This is a genomic window from Sulfuriferula thiophila (assembly GCF_003864975.1).
GTDB lineage: Bacteria > Pseudomonadota > Gammaproteobacteria > Burkholderiales > Sulfuriferulaceae > Sulfuriferula > Sulfuriferula thiophila.
Window position 1 is genome coordinate 161,820 of sequence record NZ_BHGL01000006.1, and the last position, 17,649, is coordinate 179,468.

General features: G+C 56.4%; 16 protein-coding genes. 13 read left to right on the forward strand and 3 right to left on the reverse strand.

Features of this window, described 5'->3' with window-relative positions; translation table 11 throughout:
* Positions 1–23: 23 nt before the first annotated feature.
* From EJE49_RS03225 to EJE49_RS14485, 6 genes are all read left to right on the forward strand, one after another.
* The gene (locus tag EJE49_RS03225; protein ID WP_189941651.1) at positions 24–1,394 is read left to right on the forward strand and encodes a TolC family protein; all 1,371 of its coding nucleotides are present in this window, start codon (positions 24–26) and stop codon (positions 1,392–1,394) included.
* A 52-nt stretch (positions 1,395–1,446) separates the two neighbouring features.
* Complete coding sequence (locus tag EJE49_RS03230) at positions 1,447–2,487, forward strand: efflux RND transporter periplasmic adaptor subunit (RefSeq protein WP_124948962.1); 1,041 nt, start codon at positions 1,447–1,449, stop codon at positions 2,485–2,487.
* 30 nt (positions 2,488–2,517) lie between these two features.
* Entirely contained in the window at positions 2,518–5,613 is a 3,096-nt protein-coding gene (locus EJE49_RS03235) for an efflux RND transporter permease subunit (RefSeq protein ID WP_124948963.1), read from the forward strand.
* Between the two features lie 110 nt (positions 5,614–5,723).
* A complete protein-coding gene (locus EJE49_RS03240) occupies positions 5,724–6,029 on the forward strand; it encodes a PepSY domain-containing protein (protein ID WP_124948964.1) in 306 nt (101 codons plus the stop codon).
* Between the two features lie 58 nt (positions 6,030–6,087).
* Positions 6,088–6,672 (forward strand): COG4705 family protein, encoded by a 585-nt coding sequence (locus tag EJE49_RS03245; RefSeq protein WP_442267844.1) that lies wholly within the window; start codon positions 6,088–6,090, stop codon positions 6,670–6,672.
* 9 nt (positions 6,673–6,681) lie between these two features.
* Positions 6,682–6,846, forward strand: a complete 165-nt coding sequence (locus EJE49_RS14485) for a hypothetical protein (protein ID WP_442267847.1) — start codon at positions 6,682–6,684, stop codon at positions 6,844–6,846.
* Positions 6,847–6,870: 24 nt separating this feature from the next.
* On the opposite strand, the gene aptA is transcribed toward EJE49_RS14485, so the two are convergent.
* Entirely contained in the window at positions 6,871–8,316 is a 1,446-nt protein-coding gene (aptA, locus tag EJE49_RS03250; RefSeq protein ID WP_223246726.1) for an omega-aminotransferase AptA, read from the reverse strand.
* A gap of 101 nt (positions 8,317–8,417) precedes the next feature.
* Between aptA and EJE49_RS03255 the strand changes: the two genes are divergently transcribed.
* From EJE49_RS03255 to zapE, 7 genes are read left to right on the forward strand one after another with little or no spacing between them, the layout of a single operon-like run.
* Positions 8,418–9,164 (forward strand): GntR family transcriptional regulator, encoded by a 747-nt coding sequence (locus tag EJE49_RS03255; protein ID WP_124948965.1) that lies wholly within the window; start codon positions 8,418–8,420, stop codon positions 9,162–9,164.
* A 7-nt stretch (positions 9,165–9,171) separates the two neighbouring features.
* Positions 9,172–9,546, forward strand: a complete 375-nt coding sequence (gene sdhC / locus EJE49_RS03260) for a succinate dehydrogenase, cytochrome b556 subunit (protein ID WP_124948966.1) — start codon at positions 9,172–9,174, stop codon at positions 9,544–9,546.
* Positions 9,540–9,890 carry a succinate dehydrogenase, hydrophobic membrane anchor protein gene (gene sdhD, locus EJE49_RS03265; protein ID WP_124948967.1) on the forward strand — a complete coding sequence of 117 codons (351 nt, stop codon included), beginning with the start codon at positions 9,540–9,542 and terminating at the stop codon, positions 9,888–9,890. The genes sdhC and sdhD overlap by 7 nt, the downstream gene beginning before the upstream one ends.
* Positions 9,887–11,650, forward strand: a complete 1,764-nt coding sequence (gene sdhA, locus EJE49_RS03270) for a succinate dehydrogenase flavoprotein subunit (RefSeq protein ID WP_124948968.1) — start codon at positions 9,887–9,889, stop codon at positions 11,648–11,650. The genes sdhD and sdhA overlap by 4 nt, the downstream gene beginning before the upstream one ends.
* Before the next feature lie 9 nt (positions 11,651–11,659).
* Positions 11,660–12,355 (forward strand): succinate dehydrogenase iron-sulfur subunit, encoded by a 696-nt coding sequence (locus EJE49_RS03275; RefSeq protein ID WP_124948969.1) that lies wholly within the window; start codon positions 11,660–11,662, stop codon positions 12,353–12,355.
* Between the two features lie 2 nt (positions 12,356–12,357).
* Positions 12,358–12,615 carry an FAD assembly factor SdhE gene (locus EJE49_RS03280; RefSeq protein ID WP_124948970.1) on the forward strand — a complete coding sequence of 86 codons (258 nt, stop codon included), beginning with the start codon at positions 12,358–12,360 and terminating at the stop codon, positions 12,613–12,615.
* Complete coding sequence (gene zapE, locus EJE49_RS03285; RefSeq protein WP_124948971.1) at positions 12,608–13,702, forward strand: cell division protein ZapE; 1,095 nt, start codon at positions 12,608–12,610, stop codon at positions 13,700–13,702. The genes EJE49_RS03280 and zapE overlap by 8 nt, the downstream gene beginning before the upstream one ends.
* Positions 13,703–14,222: 520 nt before the next feature.
* On the opposite strand, the gene EJE49_RS03290 is transcribed toward zapE, so the two are convergent.
* Together EJE49_RS03290 and EJE49_RS03295 are read right to left on the reverse strand one after the other, a co-directional pair.
* A complete protein-coding gene (locus EJE49_RS03290; protein ID WP_124948972.1) occupies positions 14,223–15,197 on the reverse strand; it encodes an esterase/lipase family protein in 975 nt (324 codons plus the stop codon).
* Between the two features lie 57 nt (positions 15,198–15,254).
* Complete coding sequence (locus EJE49_RS03295; RefSeq protein WP_124948973.1) at positions 15,255–17,633, reverse strand: response regulator; 2,379 nt, start codon at positions 17,631–17,633, stop codon at positions 15,255–15,257.
* Positions 17,634–17,649 lie beyond the last annotated feature (16 nt).

Here is a 17,649-nt window from a genome sequence, read left to right on the forward strand (position 1 = left end):
TTCTACACATCAGGATGATGACTATGCCTTACTTCCGATACACCTTACAGCCATTATTGCTGATGTTGGCGACACTCGCTGGTTGTGCCAGCTATGTGCCGCAACCCTTGTCAGCGCAAGCCACTGCGACGGCTTTCGCCGCCCGTTCGTTGTCTGCACCCGGCCTTGAACAGTATCTGCAGGCGCATTTGGTTGACCCGGTACCACCCGATACCTGGGATTTGAACCGGCTAACGCTGGCGGCACTGTACTACCATCCTGATCTGGCTGTGGCGCGTGCGCAGCAAGATGTGGCTGAAGCAGGGGTTGCCATTTCCCGGCAGCGTCCTAATCCGGGTTTGAATTTCACACCGGGCTATAACGCCGATACAATAGCCGGGATGTCACCCTGGATCTGGGGTTTGATGCTGAATTTCCCTATTGATACTGCCGGAAGACGCGGCTACATGGAGACACAGGCAGATTTTCAGCGTGACGCGGCGCGTTTCCATGTGGCTGAAATAGCTTGGCAGATTCGTAGTCAGGTGCGCAGTCGCATGCTGGATGAAGCATCCGCGTTGGGTGAAGTGGATATCCTCCGGCAAACCTTACAGCTGCGCACAAGCCTGTTGCATGCAATGCAGCGCAGTCTCGCAGCGGGTGAAGCTGGGCGCCCGGAGGTGGAAGCTGCGGAGTCTGCGCTGGCAGATACGCAGTTGCAATTGCAAATGGCATTGGGCCGTGCAGTCGCGGCTCGGGTAGCCTTGGCGGCAGCAGTCGGCGTGCCGGTGGCGGCACTCGACCATGTGAAAATTTCCTTTGATATGTTCAACCGGCCGCTTTCGGTAGCGCAAATCCCTACGCCGGCAGTGCGTCGTGCAGCGCTGACTAATCGCGCTGACCTGTTGGCAGCACTGGCCCGGTATGCCGCGAGCCAGTCTGCGCTGCAGTTGGAAATTGCGCGGCAATATCCGGATTTGCAGCTCGGTCCCGGCTACAAATGGGACCAGGGTGCTAATAAATGGTCGCTGGGAATTAATCTGACGTTGCCGTTATTCAATCAGAATCAGGGTCAAATCGCGCAGGCCAAAGCGCAACGCGAGCTGGCCGCGATGCAGTTTGTCGCGCTGCAAACCCGGGATATTGAGCAGAGCGAGCGTGCTCTGGCAGGCTACCGTGCGGCACTCGCAACAGTGGATGCTGCACAGTCTGCCGTGACTGTGCAACACTTGCGTGTCACTTCCGCACAGCGACAGCTATTGTCGGGCTATACCAGCCGCAGTGCTGTGGATGAGGCACAATTGCAGTATCTGGCAGCAGAAACGACACGCCTTAACGCTGTCATGCAGGCGCAGCAACAATTGGGCGCGCTGGAAGATGCGATAGCGCATCCGCTGGATGGCGCCATGAAATAAGAGCAAAGCCTGACCCCGCACATGATGTACCAGCCAACAAAGGATTCCAGCCATGACACAGAAACGCAGTATTTTTTTGGGGTTGGTCGTTTTGGCGTTGATCATTGTTATCGTTTTCTGGATGCGCAGTGTGCCGTCTGCCAAAGTGCCGGATAGCACGCTAGCAGATGTGCCTGCGGTGGGTATGGTAGTTGTCAGTCCCGGGCAGTTGCAGGCGAGCGGTATAGCTGCACAGGCGTTGCCGCTTACGCGCTTCCAGCCGCAAGCCAGAGCGTATGCCAACGTGGTTGATCCAGGCCCACTGTTGCAGTTGCGTGGGGAATTACTCGCGGCGCAAGCGCAAACGGATGCGGCGCGCGCTCAGGCTGCTGTGTCAGAGCGTGAATTTCAGCGTCTGGCGTTGCTAAATAGCCAGGATCATACAGTGTCGGACAAAATGACCGAGGCGGCACAGGCTGCACGGGATGCGGATCGCGCACATCTGCAAGCGGCACAGGCAAGCTCAAGGACTGCTGTTGATATGGCGCGCAACCGCTGGGGGGATGTGTTGGAAAAGTGGGCGCTTAGCGCAAACTCACCGCAACTGGATGCACTGAATTCAGGTCAGCACGTGCTGCTTTCTGTCGCGTTACCGATAGGCGGGCTGATGCTTGCACCGTCGCCAACTATCCATGTCGGGTTGTCTGGTACGGGCAGTCAGGTTGCTGCGCAGCTGATATCCGCCGCACCCCTGGCTGATCCGGTTACCCAGAGCCCGACCTATTTTTATCTGGCACCGCGAGGAATATTGCGTATCGGTATGCGTGTCGAGGCATTGCTCCCTGTTGGCGGGTTACTCAATGGGGTGGTGATTCCGGACTCCGCGGTGATCTGGTATGCCAATCGGCCGTGGGTTTATGTGCAGTCCGCCGATACGCAATTCGTGCGCCGCGAAATCGCCGTCGACACCCCCGCACCCGGTGGCTGGTTTGTTGCGCAGTGGCTCGGCGGCGAACGCGTGGTGGTCAAGGGCGCCGCGCTGCTTTTTTCGCAGGAATTCCAGCCTAAACCACAAGCAGGTGCCCCTGTAAGCGGGGATGGAGACGATGATTAATTCGCACACATTTCCGTTGGATTTCCTCTCATGCTGACCCCTGTCGTTAACTTTGCCATCCGCTTTCGCGGCGTCGTCATCGCACTGGCAATGCTGCTGGCGGGGTACGGTCTGTTCGCCCTCAGTCATGCGCGGCTGGATGTGTTTCCTGAATTTGCCCCACCGCAGGTGCAAGTCCAGACTGAAGCTCCCGGACTGTCACCTGAGCAGGTGGAAGTGCTGGTTACTCAGCCGCTGGAAAATCGGCTGTCTGGTCTGGGAGGAATCAAAAATCTGCGCTCCAAGTCGTTTCAGGGGCTGTCCATGATTACCCTGACTTTTACAGCGAACACTGATATCTATAGGGCTCGTCAGGCTGTGTCAGAGCAGATTGGCGGTGCGGCGGCAGTTCTTCCGCAAGGTGTCAAAATACCCGCTATGCTGCCACTGGCTTCATCCACCAGCGTGGTGCTGAGTCTCGGTTTGACTTCGAAGTCGCGCTCGCTGATGGAATTGCGCACCCTTGCCGACTGGAGCGTCAAGCCGCAGCTGCTTTCCGTGCACGGGGTGGCGGGCATTTCCGTATTTGGCGGCGAGGTGAAGCAGTTGCAGATCCAGATCGCCCCCGACAAGCTGGTGCGCTACGGCCTGTCTATCCAGGACGTGGTCGATGCGGCAAAACGGGCAACCGCGGTGCGCGGCGCCGGCATCATCGAAAACAACAACCAGCGCATCACGCTGGAAACCACCGGGCAGCCCATCTCCGCCGCAGCGTTGGGGGCGGTGGTGCTGCGCAATCAGGGCGGCGCCACCCTGCACCTGGCAGATGTCGCGAATGTGACGGTGGCGCCCGCCCCCGCAGTCGGCGCGGCTTCGATCGAGGGGCAGCCGGGCGTGATGCTGGTGGTCGAGGAACAGTACGGCGCGAATACCCTGGCCGTGACCCGGGCGCTGGAGCGGCGCCTCGCGCAGCTCAAACCCGCCCTCACTGCCGAAGGCGTGACACTGAATCCCGACCTGTTCCGTCCGGCCAACTTCATTGAAACCGCGATCAGCCACCTGCGCACCGCGCTGCTGATCGGCGCTGCGCTGGTGCTGATCGTGCTGTTCCTGTTCCTGTTCAACGCGCGCGCAGCGGTCATTTCGGCCACCGCGATTCCGCTTTCGCTGCTGACTGCGGTGATCGTGCTGAATCACTTCGGCATCGGCCTCAATACCATGACGCTGGGCGGACTCGCCATCGCCATCGGCGAGGTGGTGGACGACGCCATTGTCGATGTGGAAAACATTTTCCGGCGCCTGCGCGAAAACCGCCTGCTGGCCGCCCCGCTGAATGCGGCGCAAGTGGTGCTGAGTGCATCGCTCGAAGTGCGCGGTGCAGTGATCTACGCCACCTTCATTGTGGCGCTGGTATTCGTGCCGGTATTGACGCTGTCCGGCGTCGCCGGCAGCCTGTTCGGCCCGCTGGCAATCGCCTATATTGCGGCCATCATGGCTTCGCTGGTGGTGGCGCTGACGCTGACCCCGGCGCTGGCCTATGCGTTGCTGGCAAGCCGTGCCGCCGAAGCAAAAGAGCCGCCGCTGGGTGTATGGCTCAAGGCGCGCTACACCCGTCTGCTCTCCGGCATCGAGCAGCGTACGGGCGCGGTGATTCTGGTCGTGGTGTTGCTGTGCGGCGCGGCATTTGCGGTGCTGCCGTTCCTGCAGGGCAGCTTCCTGCCCACGTTGCGCGAGGGACATTTCATCGTCCATATGAAAATGGCACCGGGCACGTCGCTGGCCCAGTCGCTTGAGCTGGGGCAACGTGTGAGCGCATCGCTCAGCCGTATTCCGGGAATCCGTTCGGTGGCCCAGCGCGTCGGGCGTGCAACTCAGGTGTCGGATCCGGCAGGTGCTTTTGCGAGCGAATTTGAAGTGGATCTGGCACCGCTGTCGGGTGCAGGGCAGCAGCGTGTCTTAAATGCTATTCGTAATGCTGTACTGCCGTTCGTGGGTGCGAGTTTCTCGGTTAATACCTTCCTGACCGAACGGATTCATGAAACGATTTCGGGTTACACCGCGCCGGTGGTGGTGAATGTGTACGGTAATGATCTCAACGTGCTCGATCGAAAAGCTGAAGAGATCGCCGCTGCGATCCGTAGCGTGCCAGGTGCAGGTGCGGTGCAGGTGCAAGCGCCTACTGGCAGCCCACAACTGGTTATTCATTTGCGTGATAACGCGCTGTCACAGCTCGGTATCGCCCCGGTAGATGCGCTCAGCACGATAGAAACTGCTTATGCCGGTACATTGGTGGGTGAGGTGTACGACGGCAACAGGGTATTTGATGTGGCCGTAGTGTTGGCGTCAGGGTCACGGCAAAGCCCGGCGCAAGTGGGCGAGCTGCCGTTGAAGACGCCGGACGGCCGCATGGTGCTACTCAAGGACATTGCCGATATTCACCAGACCGATGGGCGTTATCTGATCCTGCACGACGACGCGCAACGCCTGCAGGTGGTGACCGCAGACGTCAAGGGACGTGCGCTGTCGAGTTTTGTCACGGCGGTGAAAAAACAGATCGCGGCGCAGGTCACGCTGCCGCGCGGCACTTACCTGGTCTACGCCGGCGATGCGCCGGAGCAGGCCCGCGCCCAACAGGATCTGCTGTTGCATTCGGCACTGGCTGCGGTGGGCGTAGCATTACTGCTGTATATGGCACTGGGCGGCGTGCGCTCGACCATTCTGGTGTTCGCCAACCTGCCGTTCGCGCTGGCCGGCGGCGTGGTGATGGTGCTCGTCACCGGCGGGGTATTGTCGATCGGCTCGCTGGTGGGTTTCGTCACGCTGTTCGGCATTACCCTGCGTAACGCCATCATGCTGATCTCGCACTATCGCCATCTGGTAGAGGTGGAAGGCGTGGCGTGGGGCAAGGATGCCGCGATACGCGGCGCAGCGGAACGCCTGTCGCCGATCCTGATGACAGCGCTGGTCACCGCGCTGGGGCTGCTGCCGCTGGCGCTGACCAGCGGCGCGCCAGGCAACGAGATCGAAGGCCCGATGGCGGCCGTCATCCTGGGCGGGCTGATCACTTCCACGCTGCTCAACCTGCTGATCCTGCCGACGCTCGCGCTGCGCTATGGGCGCTTTGAGCGCCAAACTCAATTTCAATAACTGCATTTAATAAAATAATTTCATCTTTAAGCCTCTGTTAAGAGTTGGCCCCTTACTCTGTGAAAACGGCAAAACATTTCGTTGCGCTGATTTAATCAAGGAATTTCATCATGGTTCAGAATAAAAGCGTAATAGCAGTGGCATTGGTGATGTTGTTGGGTGCTGTGGGCGCACAGGCTTATACAGGCGAGGCATTGGCAAAACATGCCAAGGTAACGATGGTCGAGGCACGCGCCGTCGCCTTGAAGGCACATGCCGGCAAAATCACCGATGAGGAGCTGGAAAAAGAAGCAGGTGGCAGTGGCTTGCGTTATTCATTCGATATCCGCGTGGGTAAAGTTACTCAGGAAGTAGGCGTAGATGCGCAGACCGGTGCGCTACTGGAAAACAAGGCTGAGGGTGCCAATCCAGATTAATGGATAGCTGCATCCTGAGGTCACGCCAACTCGACAACTACCGAAGCGGAACAGAAATATGAATACTAAACAGCAAGAGATACTCAGCAAGGTGCCAGAGGTGACGCTTATCTTCTGGATAATTAAAATTCTGGCCACTACCTTGGGTGAGACGGGCGGTGATGCGGTATCCATGTCCATGCATCTCGGTTACCTGATCGGTACCGGGATATTTGCAGCGATATTCATGGTTGCGGTAATTGCGCAAATTACGGCAAAGCAGTTTCATCCTGTCATCTACTGGACAACCATTATCGCCACAACCACGGTTGGCACGACGCTGGCGGATTTTGCTGACCGTTCGCTGGGTATCGGCTATGCGGGTGGTACGGCAATTCTGTTCACCTTGCTGATGGCTTCGCTGTTCATCTGGTATCGCGTGCTGGGTTCGGTAGCTGTGGATAGCGTGAGTTCGCCGAAGTCGGAGATGTTTTACTGGATTACTATCATGTTTTCACAAACGCTGGGCACGGCGCTTGGCGATTGGACAGCGGATACGGCTGGTCTTGGGTACGGTGGTGGTGCAATTGTGTTTGGTACGATGCTGGCGATTATTGCGCTGGCATATTACCGAACCAGAATTTCACGCACGGTACTTTTCTGAGCAGCATTCATACTAACCCGGCCGCTTGGTGCGGTGGTCGGTGATTTTCTGGATAAACCGATCAGCAAGGGTGGTCTTGAGTTAAGCCGTTTTTCTGCTTCGGCGACATTGCTTGCATTGATCGTGTTTGCTGTCTTTATGTTTGCGCATAAACCAGCAAAACAGGGGCATTGAACAAAGTGCTGTTGCGCGAAGTATTCACGACAGAGTGGCCTGTTGTTGATGCATTTCCAGTTGGTGGGCGGCCCATTGCTGCTCATCCTTGAGGTAGCGGGTCGGGTCCAACCCTGGCTCGCCTTCTGCTGCCAGTGAGGTAAGTGCCTCGGCTATGCTGCTGAAAATGCGGTCGATTTCGTGCTTTTCGATGGTGAGTGGCGGCGAGATGGCGATGATGTCACCGGTATAACGCACCAGCACGCCCATTTCGTAGCACTTGAGATAGGTAGCAAAGGCGCGGGCACCCGGCCTGTCCGGGGTTGGCTCCAGTTCGATTCCGGCCACCAGGCCAATATTGCGAATGTCCTTGACGAAAGGCACGCCTTTCAGGCTGTGGGCGGCCTGTTCGAAGTGCTCGCTCAGTCCGGCAGCGCGCTCTTCCAGCTTTTCTGTAGCAAAAATATCGAGCATGGCGACGGCGGCGGTACAGGCGATCGGGTGAGCGGTGTAGGTGTAGCCATGCGGCAGCTCGATGGCGTTGGCCGGGCTGTTGCTCATGAACGCTTCGTGGATTTCGCGTTTGACCGCAACTGCGCCCATCGGCACCGCGCCGTTGGTCAGGCCTTTGGCGCAGGTGAGGATGTCAGGCACCACGCCGAAATAGTCGGCGGCGAACTTGGTACCGAGACGGCCGAAACCGGTGATGACTTCGTCGAAAATTAACAAAATTCCGTATTTGTCGCAGATCTCGCGCAGGCGCTTGAGATAGCCGGCTGGTGGCAGCACTACGCCGGCCGAGCCTTGTATCGGCTCCACGATCAGTGCGGCAATGGTGGCCGGGTCATGCAGGGTGGTGATGCGCTGTTCGAATTCGTTGGCGAGTGCGATGCCGCCGTCCTGCGGCAAGCCGCGGGTGAAAGCGTTACGGCTGATATCCAGGGTGTGGCGGATATGATCGACGCCTGCCAGACCATTGCCGAACGCCTTGCGGTTACCGGCGATGCCACCTACTGCCAGCCCGCCGAAATTGACGCCGTGATAGCCGCGCTCGCGACCGATCAGCTTGTTGCGCAGCGGATTGCCGGTGACGCGGTGATACGCCAGTGCGATTTTTAGCGCGGTATCGGCAGACTCGGAGCCGGATCCAGTAAAGAAGATGCGGTCGAGCCCCTGTGGCATGAATTGCGCCAGGCGTTCTGCTGCTTCGAACGCCAGCGGGTGGCTGTTTTGAAAAGCAGGGGCGTAGTCCAGTGTGCGTAACTGGTGCGCCACGGCACTGGCGATTTCTTCGCGGCCATGGCCGGCGGCTACACACCACAAGCCGGCGGTACCGTCGAGCAGGGTGCGGTCGTCGATGGTGGTGTAGTAGTTGCCTTTCGCTGCCTTGAACAGGCGCGGCATGCTTTTGAACTGGCGGTTCGCGGTAAACGGCATCCAGTAGTGCTCGAGGTTTGGTAAGTCAGCCACATGAACTCCTAGTTTCGTCAATTCATCGTTATTTTGATTATACATAAAATAACGGAATATTCTTATGTCTTATATAAGACTAGTGGACTTGATTACGTGTTGTTGGATATACTCAGCAAACGATGACTAAAGAACCCGCTATCCCCAATTTCATGCCGCTGTACGAACAGATCAAGCGGCTGATTACCCGCAGCCTGTCTGACGGCGAATGGCAGCCGGGTGAGATGATCCCCAGTGAAATCGCGCTGGCGCGCCGTTTTAATGTTAGCCAGGGCACGGTGCGCAAAGCCATTAACGAGCTGGTCGCGGAAAATATGCTGATGCGGCGGCAGGGCAAGGGCACTTTTGTGGCCACCCATGCCGATGACGGCACAACCTACCGCTTCTTGCATCTACGTAATCTGGCGGGTGAGCAGGAGTATCCGCAAAGCAAGTTTATCAATTTTAGTCGTGGCAAGGCGGATGCGCAGGTAGCCAAGCGCCTGGGCATTCTTAGCGGCAGCGCGCTGGTGCAGATGCAGCGCGTGCTTACCTTGTCCGGCAAGCCGGTGGTGTATGACGATATCCGTCTGCCGGCGACGCTGCTCAAAGGTATCTCCAGCGCGATGGTCGAAGAGCACGTCAATGCCTTTAAGGGCACGCTGTATTCGCTGTATGAAACCCAGTACCAGATCCGCATTATTTCGGCACAGGAACGCATTCGCGCAACGCTGGCGGATGCGGATATTGCTGAATTGCTTGGTGTGGCTGCGGGTACGCCGCTGTTATGCATCGAACGGGTGGCGTTTACCTACAAGCATCAGCCGGTGGAATGGCGCATGAGCTATATCAGCACCGAGCACCATTATTATTTTGATGAACTGAATTAGGAGCAATATGAGTACTCGTCGTCCTGTTTATCTCAATCTGTTTAAAATTCGAATGCCTTTACCTGCTGTCGTATCTATCATCCACCGTGCCAGTGGCGCGCTGCTGTTCCTGCTGTTGCCAGTGTTGCTGTATGTGTTGCAGCAGTCGCTGAGCTCGGCACAAGGTTTTGCCGAGGTGCAGTCGTGGTTTCAGCAGCCGTTGGCCAAGCTGGCGCTGCTGGGTGTGATCTGGGCTTACCTGCACCATTTCTGCATGGGGCTGCGCTATCTGGCGCTGGATCTGGATATCGGCGTCAAGCTGGCTCAGGCGCGCTTTACTGCCAAACTGGTGCTGGCGGTCAGTATCGCGCTTACCGTGCTGATTGGAGTCCGACTATGGTAGACCGTATAGCCAGTGGTGCACATTATGGGGTGAGAGACTGGCTGGCCCAGCGCGTCACCGCCGTAGTGATGGCGCTGTATAGCGTGTTTATGGTGGTTCACCTGCTGCGGCAGCCAGCATTGGATTTCAATGTCTGGCAAGGGCTGTTTCACAGCCTGCCGGTGCGGCTCGCAAGTTTGTTATTTGCGTTAAGCTTGTTCCTGCATGCCTGGGTGGGCATGCGTGACATTTTCATGGACTACGTTCACCACACCGTGGTCCGGCTGGCGTTGCATGTGGCAGTGATTCTTGCGCTGGTGGCTTATACCGCCTGGGCTGTGCAAATTTTGTGGGGTGGTTTATGAGTATTACCAAGCGTACATTTGATGCGGTGATTATCGGTGGTGGCGGGGCCGGGCTGAGAGCAGCGCTACAACTGTCCGAGGCTAATATTAAAGTGGCGGTGGTGTCCAAGGTGTTTCCTACCCGTTCCCATACGGTGTCGGCACAGGGCGGCATTGCTGCCAGTCTCGGCAATGTGAGTGAAGATAACTGGCACTGGCACATGTACGACACCGTTAAGGGTTCGGATTACCTCGGTGATCAGGATGCGATCGAATTCATGTGCCGCCATGCCAACGAGGCGGTGATCGAGCTGGAGCATTACGGCATGCCGTTCGACCGGCTGGAAAACGGCAAGATCTATCAGCGTCCGTTTGGCGGCATGACTCAGGATTATGGCGGAGCACCTGCGGTGCGAACCTGCTCGGTAGCTGACCGTACCGGTCACGCCATGCTGCATACGCTGTATCAGCGCAATATCGCGGCGCGCACCCATTTTTTCGAGGAATACTTTGCGGTCGATCTGGTGATGGATGAGCAGGGTTATGCGCAGGGTGTGGTGGCGATAGGCATAGAGTCTGGCGAGCCGATTTTTATCGAGGCGCGTGCCACCATACTCGCTACCGGTGGCGCCGGGCGCATTTTTTCTGCGACCACCAATGCGCTGATCAATACTGGCGACGGACTGGGCATGGCGCTCAGGGCCGGTATTCCGCTGGAAGATATGGAGTTCTGGCAGTTCCACCCGACCGGGATTTACGGTGCCGGCGTGCTGGTGACCGAAGGTGTGCGCGGTGAAGGTGGTTATCTGGTAAATAAAAATGGCGAACGTTTCATGGAGCGTTATGCGCCAAATGCCAAAGATCTGGCCAGCCGCGACGTGGTTTCGCGTGCCATGGCGGTCGAAATATTCGAAGGTCGCGGTTGTGGCAAAGATGGAGACCATGTGCTGCTCAAGCTGGATCATCTCGGCCCCGAGGTGATCCAGCAACGGCTGCCGGGCATCAGCGATCTGGCGAAGAAATTTGCCCATGTCGATCCGGCGACCGACCCTATCCCCGTGGTGCCCACCGTGCATTACATGATGGGCGGTATTCCCACCAACCTGCAGGGCCAGGTAGTGATGCCGGTTGGTACCGGACCGGAAGAAGTGGTGCCCGGTCTGTATGCCATTGGTGAATGTGCCTGTGTGTCGGTGCATGGCGCCAACCGCCTGGGCAGTAATTCGCTGCTCGATTTGATTGTGTTCGGCCGTGCTGCCGGGAATGACGTGATCGAATATTGCCGTGATAATCCCATTGCGCGGCCAGTAGCCGATGCAGCGCTGGAGCGTATCATGGCGCGGCTGACGCGCTGGGATAAAACCGGTGACGGCATCACCGTCGCACAATTGCGCGAGGAAATGTGCAAGACCATGCAGTTGCATTGTGGTGTATTTCGTACCGAGGAAGTGCTACAGGACGGATTGAAGAAAATGCAGGAAATCGCGGCCAAACTGCCGGATGTGGTGTTGCGCGATCACAGCAAGGTTTTCAACACCGGACGCATCGAAGCGCTGGAGCTGGAAAATCTGATGGCAGTTGCCCTGGCCACGATGGTATCCGCCGCCGCGCGCAAGGAAAGCCGAGGTGCCCATGCCCGCGATGATTACCCGGAACGTGACGACAGCGGCTGGATGAAGCACACTCTCTACCTCGCCGAAGGCCATCGTCTCGACTACAAACCGGTACGGCAGAAGCCGCTGTCTGTCGATGCATTCCAGCCCAAGCCACGCGTTTATTAGGATTCCATCATGCGCTTTTCCATCTATCGCTATAACCCTGAAACCGACAGCAAGCCCTATATGCAGGATTACGAGCTGGATATCGAAGCGGAAGGCAAAATGCTGCTCGATGCTATCTTGATGATCAAAGAGCAGGATGAGTCCTTGAGCGTGCGTCGCTCCTGCCGCGAAGGAGTGTGCGGTTCGGATGGCATGAATATCAACGGCAGAAACGGGCTGGCCTGCGTGACGCCGCTCAATTCACTGAAACAGCCGATAGAACTGCGCCCGTTGACCGGACTGCCGGTGATCCGTGACCTGGTAGTGGATATGAGCCAGTTCATGGAGCATTACCGTTCGGTTAAGCCCTACCTTATCAATACGGACCCGGAACCGGAAATCGAGCGCCTGCAATCACCCGCGGACAGAGCCAAACTGGATGGCTTGTACGAGTGCATTTTATGCGGTTGCTGCACGACATCCTGCCCTTCGTTCTGGTGGAATCCGGATAAATTCGTCGGCCCCGCAGGGTTGCTGCAGGCGTACCGCTTTATCGCGGATAGCCGTGATCAGGCTGTTAACGAACGACTGGATGATCTGGAAGATCCATATCGGCTGTTCCGTTGCCACAGTATCATGAACTGTGTCGACGTCTGCCCCAAGGAGCTCAACCCGACGCAGGCGATCGGCAAGATCAAGACCATGCTGGTGAAGCGGACCGTATAAGGATGGACGAAATCGACATCTCTGGTCGCCTGCGCTGGCGTTGCCGGCGCGGTATGCTGGAGCTGGATCTGGTGCTAGGGCGCTTTCTGCAGCACTATTGTGCCAAACTGACAGCGCAACAACTGGTCGAATTCGACGTGCTGCTCGATTTGTCTGATCAGGAATTATGGCTGCTGGTGCGCGAAACACATGACTCTGCTTCAGATGTTGTCGCGTGGTTACGTGGCTGTGAGGGCGGATCAGGGAATGCTGATGCATAGCCCTGGCCATGAGGTCATTGCCTGCGTAGAACGTCAGGCGATTGAGCGCGGGCTGGTGCTGGATACCTCGCAACGCGCTGCCATAACCGAACTGCAACGACTGCATGACGACCTGCTGCAGCCAAGTTCGTTACGGCATTTTTTTCGTCATTTCTTCAAGCCGCAGCCGGTGCGTGGACTCTATCTGTGGGGCGGAGTAGGGCGCGGCAAAAGCTTTGTAATGGATGCTTTTTTTACCTGTGTGCCGCTAAAGCAAAAGCGTCGCCTGCATTTCCATCACTTCATGCATGAAATTCAGGGGCGGCTTGCTGCCATGAAAGGCCAGGCTGATCCGCTGGCGCGTCTGGCGCTGGCGTTTTCGCGCAAAGTACGGCTGTTGTGTCTGGACGAATTTCATATTGATGATATTACCGATGCGATGCTGATGCGGGGTCTGTTGCAGGGCTTGATTGATCACGGCGTAGCACTTGTCATTACCAGTAATGCGGAGCCGGATGCCTTGTACCGCAATGGCCTGCAACGCAGTCAGTTCGTGCCATGCATAGATTTGATCAAAGCGCAGTTGGCCGTATTGCATCTGGATGGCGGGGAAGATTATCGGCGCAATGCACTGGAGCTGGCCGGGGTGTATCACAGCCCGCTGGATGCCGCCGCAGAGCAGGCGCTGGCGGCAATTTACCGGGCCCAGACAGGTGCTGTTGGCCAGCCCGGTGTCAGTCTGGAAGTCGATGGTCGTATTATCGTTGCGCGTCATCAAAATAACGGCGTGGTGTGGTTCGAATTTGCCGAGTTGTGCGGCGGACCGCGCAGCAAGTCTGACTATATCGAACTCGCGTCGCGTTTTCATACCGTGCTGTTATCCGGCGTACCCCGGTTTGGTGAGAACACCGTGGCCGAGGCGCGCCGTTTTCTGTGGCTGGTGGATGAGTTGTACGACCGCCGGGTCAGGCTGATAGTTTCTGCTGCCGTGCCGCTGGCTCAGCTTGCGCCGCCCCGCTTGTTTGACGGCGAATTCGAACGTGCGTTAAGTCGGCTGACAGAAATGCAGTCACATGCTTATCTGACGCAAGCCCATCAATCGGATTGAGTTGACGTATATGCAGTCGCTTCCTTGCCGGGGCTAGGGTGTAAGTGCTAAAGCTGAGTGCCTGCAGTAGTGGGTGTCATTCATGCCGGTCTGTATCACGACGCCCTGAGGTTGTTCTGCGCTCATCGGTTGTGGTGGATTTGTTCAAGCGTTGTAACGGGCTACAGCGATCGGATATTCTGCGTTCCGTGGGAATAAACTCCACCTCGTAGACTGGCGGGGCGTTATTTTCATGCAAGGCTTTCCTGTGGCTTTCTGAGAGTACTTCTTTCCAATATTTCATCATGATTCTCCTGTTAATATCATCAGAATGTACTTGTCACCGGATGCGGTCTGTACGCTAGCACTCAAAACTATCTCAATATGACATGCTTTTGGTGTGCTGCTATTGGGTTTGAACGACAGGGTTGTCGTTGATGCCAGCGCAATATGCAGACCCATGAGAGGCTGTAAACAACTCTGTGAGGCTGCACATTGTTAATACGGGTGAATGTCGCTACCAGTCTGTCGGGGGCTGGATTCAGAACTCATTTGTCTGATAAATCTGTGCGAGTAGTGCTGAGAAAGCAGATAGTCTTTCCGGAGCGGTCGGGTTAAGCACGCCTTGTTCCTGCAGCACTGCGATCAGTTTGGTGGGTGCCACGCGCTTGTCACCCACAATCTCGACATGACCTGCATGTACCTCTACTCGTCGGGTGCGCGCATCTGTTTCGTGTAACGGATAACGCTGTTCTGCCAGCGAGAAAATGTCGTCGCTCTCTACGCAGCGACCATCTTGTTCGCGCCGACAGCTGCCGCGCTCGTCCGTGTCAACTTTAAGATAATGGCTGACTTGTGGGACAAGCACGCCCGGCTCAAGGATGAAATGCGAGGAATAGGTGATATCTGCCCATTTTGCGCCTGTTACCAGATAGCAACTGGCTGGAAGCAGACCGAGCGTGAGCGGATATAGCCAGGTTTTACCGCACGTGTTTGCCGATGCGATCCCGGAGAATGGGCCGGAGATGGTTACTAAACGCAGATCGGGTTGGCGAACAGGCTGTGAAGTGAGCGGCAGTTCGGTGAGCGATTTGCGTGCAATCAATGCGCCCTGACTGTGACCGATCACTGTGATTTTTGGGATATGCGTTTGATCAGCGAGCTGATTGATTGCATCGCGCAATTCGGTAGCGCTGCGCGTGAGTTTGTTGCGGTCATCGTAGGTGAAACATGCCGTTTGCTGACCATGAAAGGCCAGCACCTGAGCCAGACCGCGAAACTCGCCTGATGAACCGAAACAGCCATGTACCAGCACATTGACTGGCTGACTGGAATCAAGATGCAGACTCCGATCCGGGTTGTCGGTGCAGGGGCCGAGGCCGGGAATATTAAGCGTGATATCTGCTGGTGGCAGGCGACCCGGCGCTATTGTAAAAAAAGCCGGATCAGGTGGTTTATGCATGGCACAACCATTGAGCAGAGAAGTCAGTGTTATGAACAAGGCAAGACGTTTCATGGCGGGGCTGTGTTTATACATAATGGTTTGAATTTGACTGTGAGCCGTTTGCATACGCTACAGGGGTGGCTGCGTTTCAATAGTGGAATGGTCTGCAAGCGCATGGTGAATGGCATCCAGTAAATCCTGATAGGAAACGCGGGATTTTATCAGGGCGGAAGTTATCAGCTCATTTTGCAGTTCGCGCGGTTCCGTTCCGGACAGCACAATGACTGGCGGGCTGGGGTTCATGGCTTTCAATTGCGGCAATAATTCCCAGCCGCTGCCATCGGGCAGGCCTATGTCGAGTATGACCAGGCTGTAGTGTTCCTGCGCCAGTTTGGCTCGCGCTTCGCTCAGCGAACGTGCAATATCAAAATCAGCCACATCGCTGCCGATAGCGGCGACTATCAGGCGCAAATCGGCATCATCCTCCACGTGCAGCACGCGCGGTCTGGTGGTGCCGTGGAGGACCAGGGCGCGGGCCACGGCAGCATTCAGGCTGGCGTCATCGACAGGTTTTTCCAGCCAGTCTATGGCATGAAATTCGCTGTTGATGGCCAGTTTGCCGTCGGCGATATGGGCGGATATGACTATGATGGGTAAGCTGCTGAATTTCTCCAGACTGCGAATTTCACGGATCAAGGATACGCCATTTTGGTCCGGCAGCATCAGATCCAGCGTCATCGCGGCATAGTTATTCTGCTCCAGGTAGTTCAAGGCTGTTTCACCATCATGCGCAATGTCGACCTGATAACCTGAGCGATTCAGCATCATGGCTAACAACAGGGCGATATCCGGTTCATCTTCGACTACCAGCAGACGGGGATTAGTGTTTATGGTTGTGTTGTCTGTTTGCAGTGTTATGCCCTGCGCTTGCCACAACGGTAGTTCAAAGTAAAAGCGTGCGCCGTGGCCTTCTGCTGAATCGAAGCCGATCTGGCCGTTCATACGCTCAATAATTTCCTTGCAGATCGATAACCCCAGGCCGGTGCCACCTTTCTGGCGTGTGTCAGATGAATCTGCCTGCGCAAATTTCTGGAATATACGGCCATGGAAAGCAAGCGGAATACCCGGTCCGCGATCGATAACTTCTACACGTACCATGTGTTGCTGTTGACTGACTATGATGTCGATCTGCTCACCCGGCGGCGAGAATTTTGCGGCATTGGAGAGGAAGTTGCTGATGACCTGTTGCAATCGTCCGGCATCAACGCGTACGCGAGGATTAATACTTTGCCGGTTGAGCGCAAAGCGCACCTGATATTGCTCAGCATAGGCCTGCATGGCCTCCATGCTCTGTTCGAGTAGAGGGGTGAGTGCTTCAACCTGCATGTCAAAATGCATCTTGCCTGCGGTCAGTTTTTCCATATCGAGCAGGTCGTTGATGAGATGGGCGAGACGCAGACTGTTTTTGTGAGCAATGTCGAGCATCTGTTTAGCTTGTGTCGGTAATGTACCGACAACACCACTTGCAATCAGTCCCAGTGAACCACTGATGGCGGTGAGCGGGGTGCGCAATTCGTGACTCACGGTTGAGACGAATTCCTGTTTCATCTGTTCCATGCGTTTACGTTCGCTGATGTCCCGGCTGGCGCCTATCATACGCAACGCTTGTTGCTGATGGTCACGCTGGATTATGGCATTGGTTTTTAGCCAGCGTTGCTGTCCATCCGGCCGTATTATCCGATACTCGGATTCGAATTCCTGATCATGCGCCAGAGCATGTTCCCAGTCTTGCAGCACCCGTATGCGGTCTTCATGATGTAAGCTGGATTGCCATGTTGCGTGAGTGGTAATCAATTTGCTCTGAACTATGCCGTAGATTTGGCACATGATGCTATCCCAGGCGAGTTGGTCATCGCCGAAGGTGTATTCCCATATCCCCATATGCGCAGACTGGGTTGCAAGTTCCAGTCGGGTGCTCAATTGCGTGAGTTCAATATTGTGAGCGTGTTCGCGGCGTATGGCTGAACGTAGTTCCAGTTGCCGCACCACTTGCCGGCCCAGTGTCTGCAATGCATCAAGTTGGGAAGCAGTAAGGTTGTGTGGAACGCTATCGATAACGCATAAGGTGCCGATGCCGTAACCATCGGCTGTCAGCAGCGGCGCGCCGGCGTAAAACCGGATCTCCGGGCCGCCAGTGACCAGCGGGTTGTCATGGAAGCGATTATCTTCCAGAGCGTTCGGTACATTAAGCACGGTAGTGCCATGAATGGCATGGCCGCAAAAGGAAATGTCACGCGGGGTTTCCGGGGCATCAATGCCTACCTTGCTTTTAAACCATTGGCGACCGCTGTCGACCAGGGAAATGAGGGCGATCGGCGTTTCACAGATTTGGGAAGCCAGCCGCGTAAAATCATCGAATTCCGCCTCATCCGGGGTGTCGAGTATATTGTAACGGTGAAGGGCTGCTAGCCGTTCGGCTTCATCTGGATTGATGGGGGCGCTTATCATGTTTTATCGTCTCCAT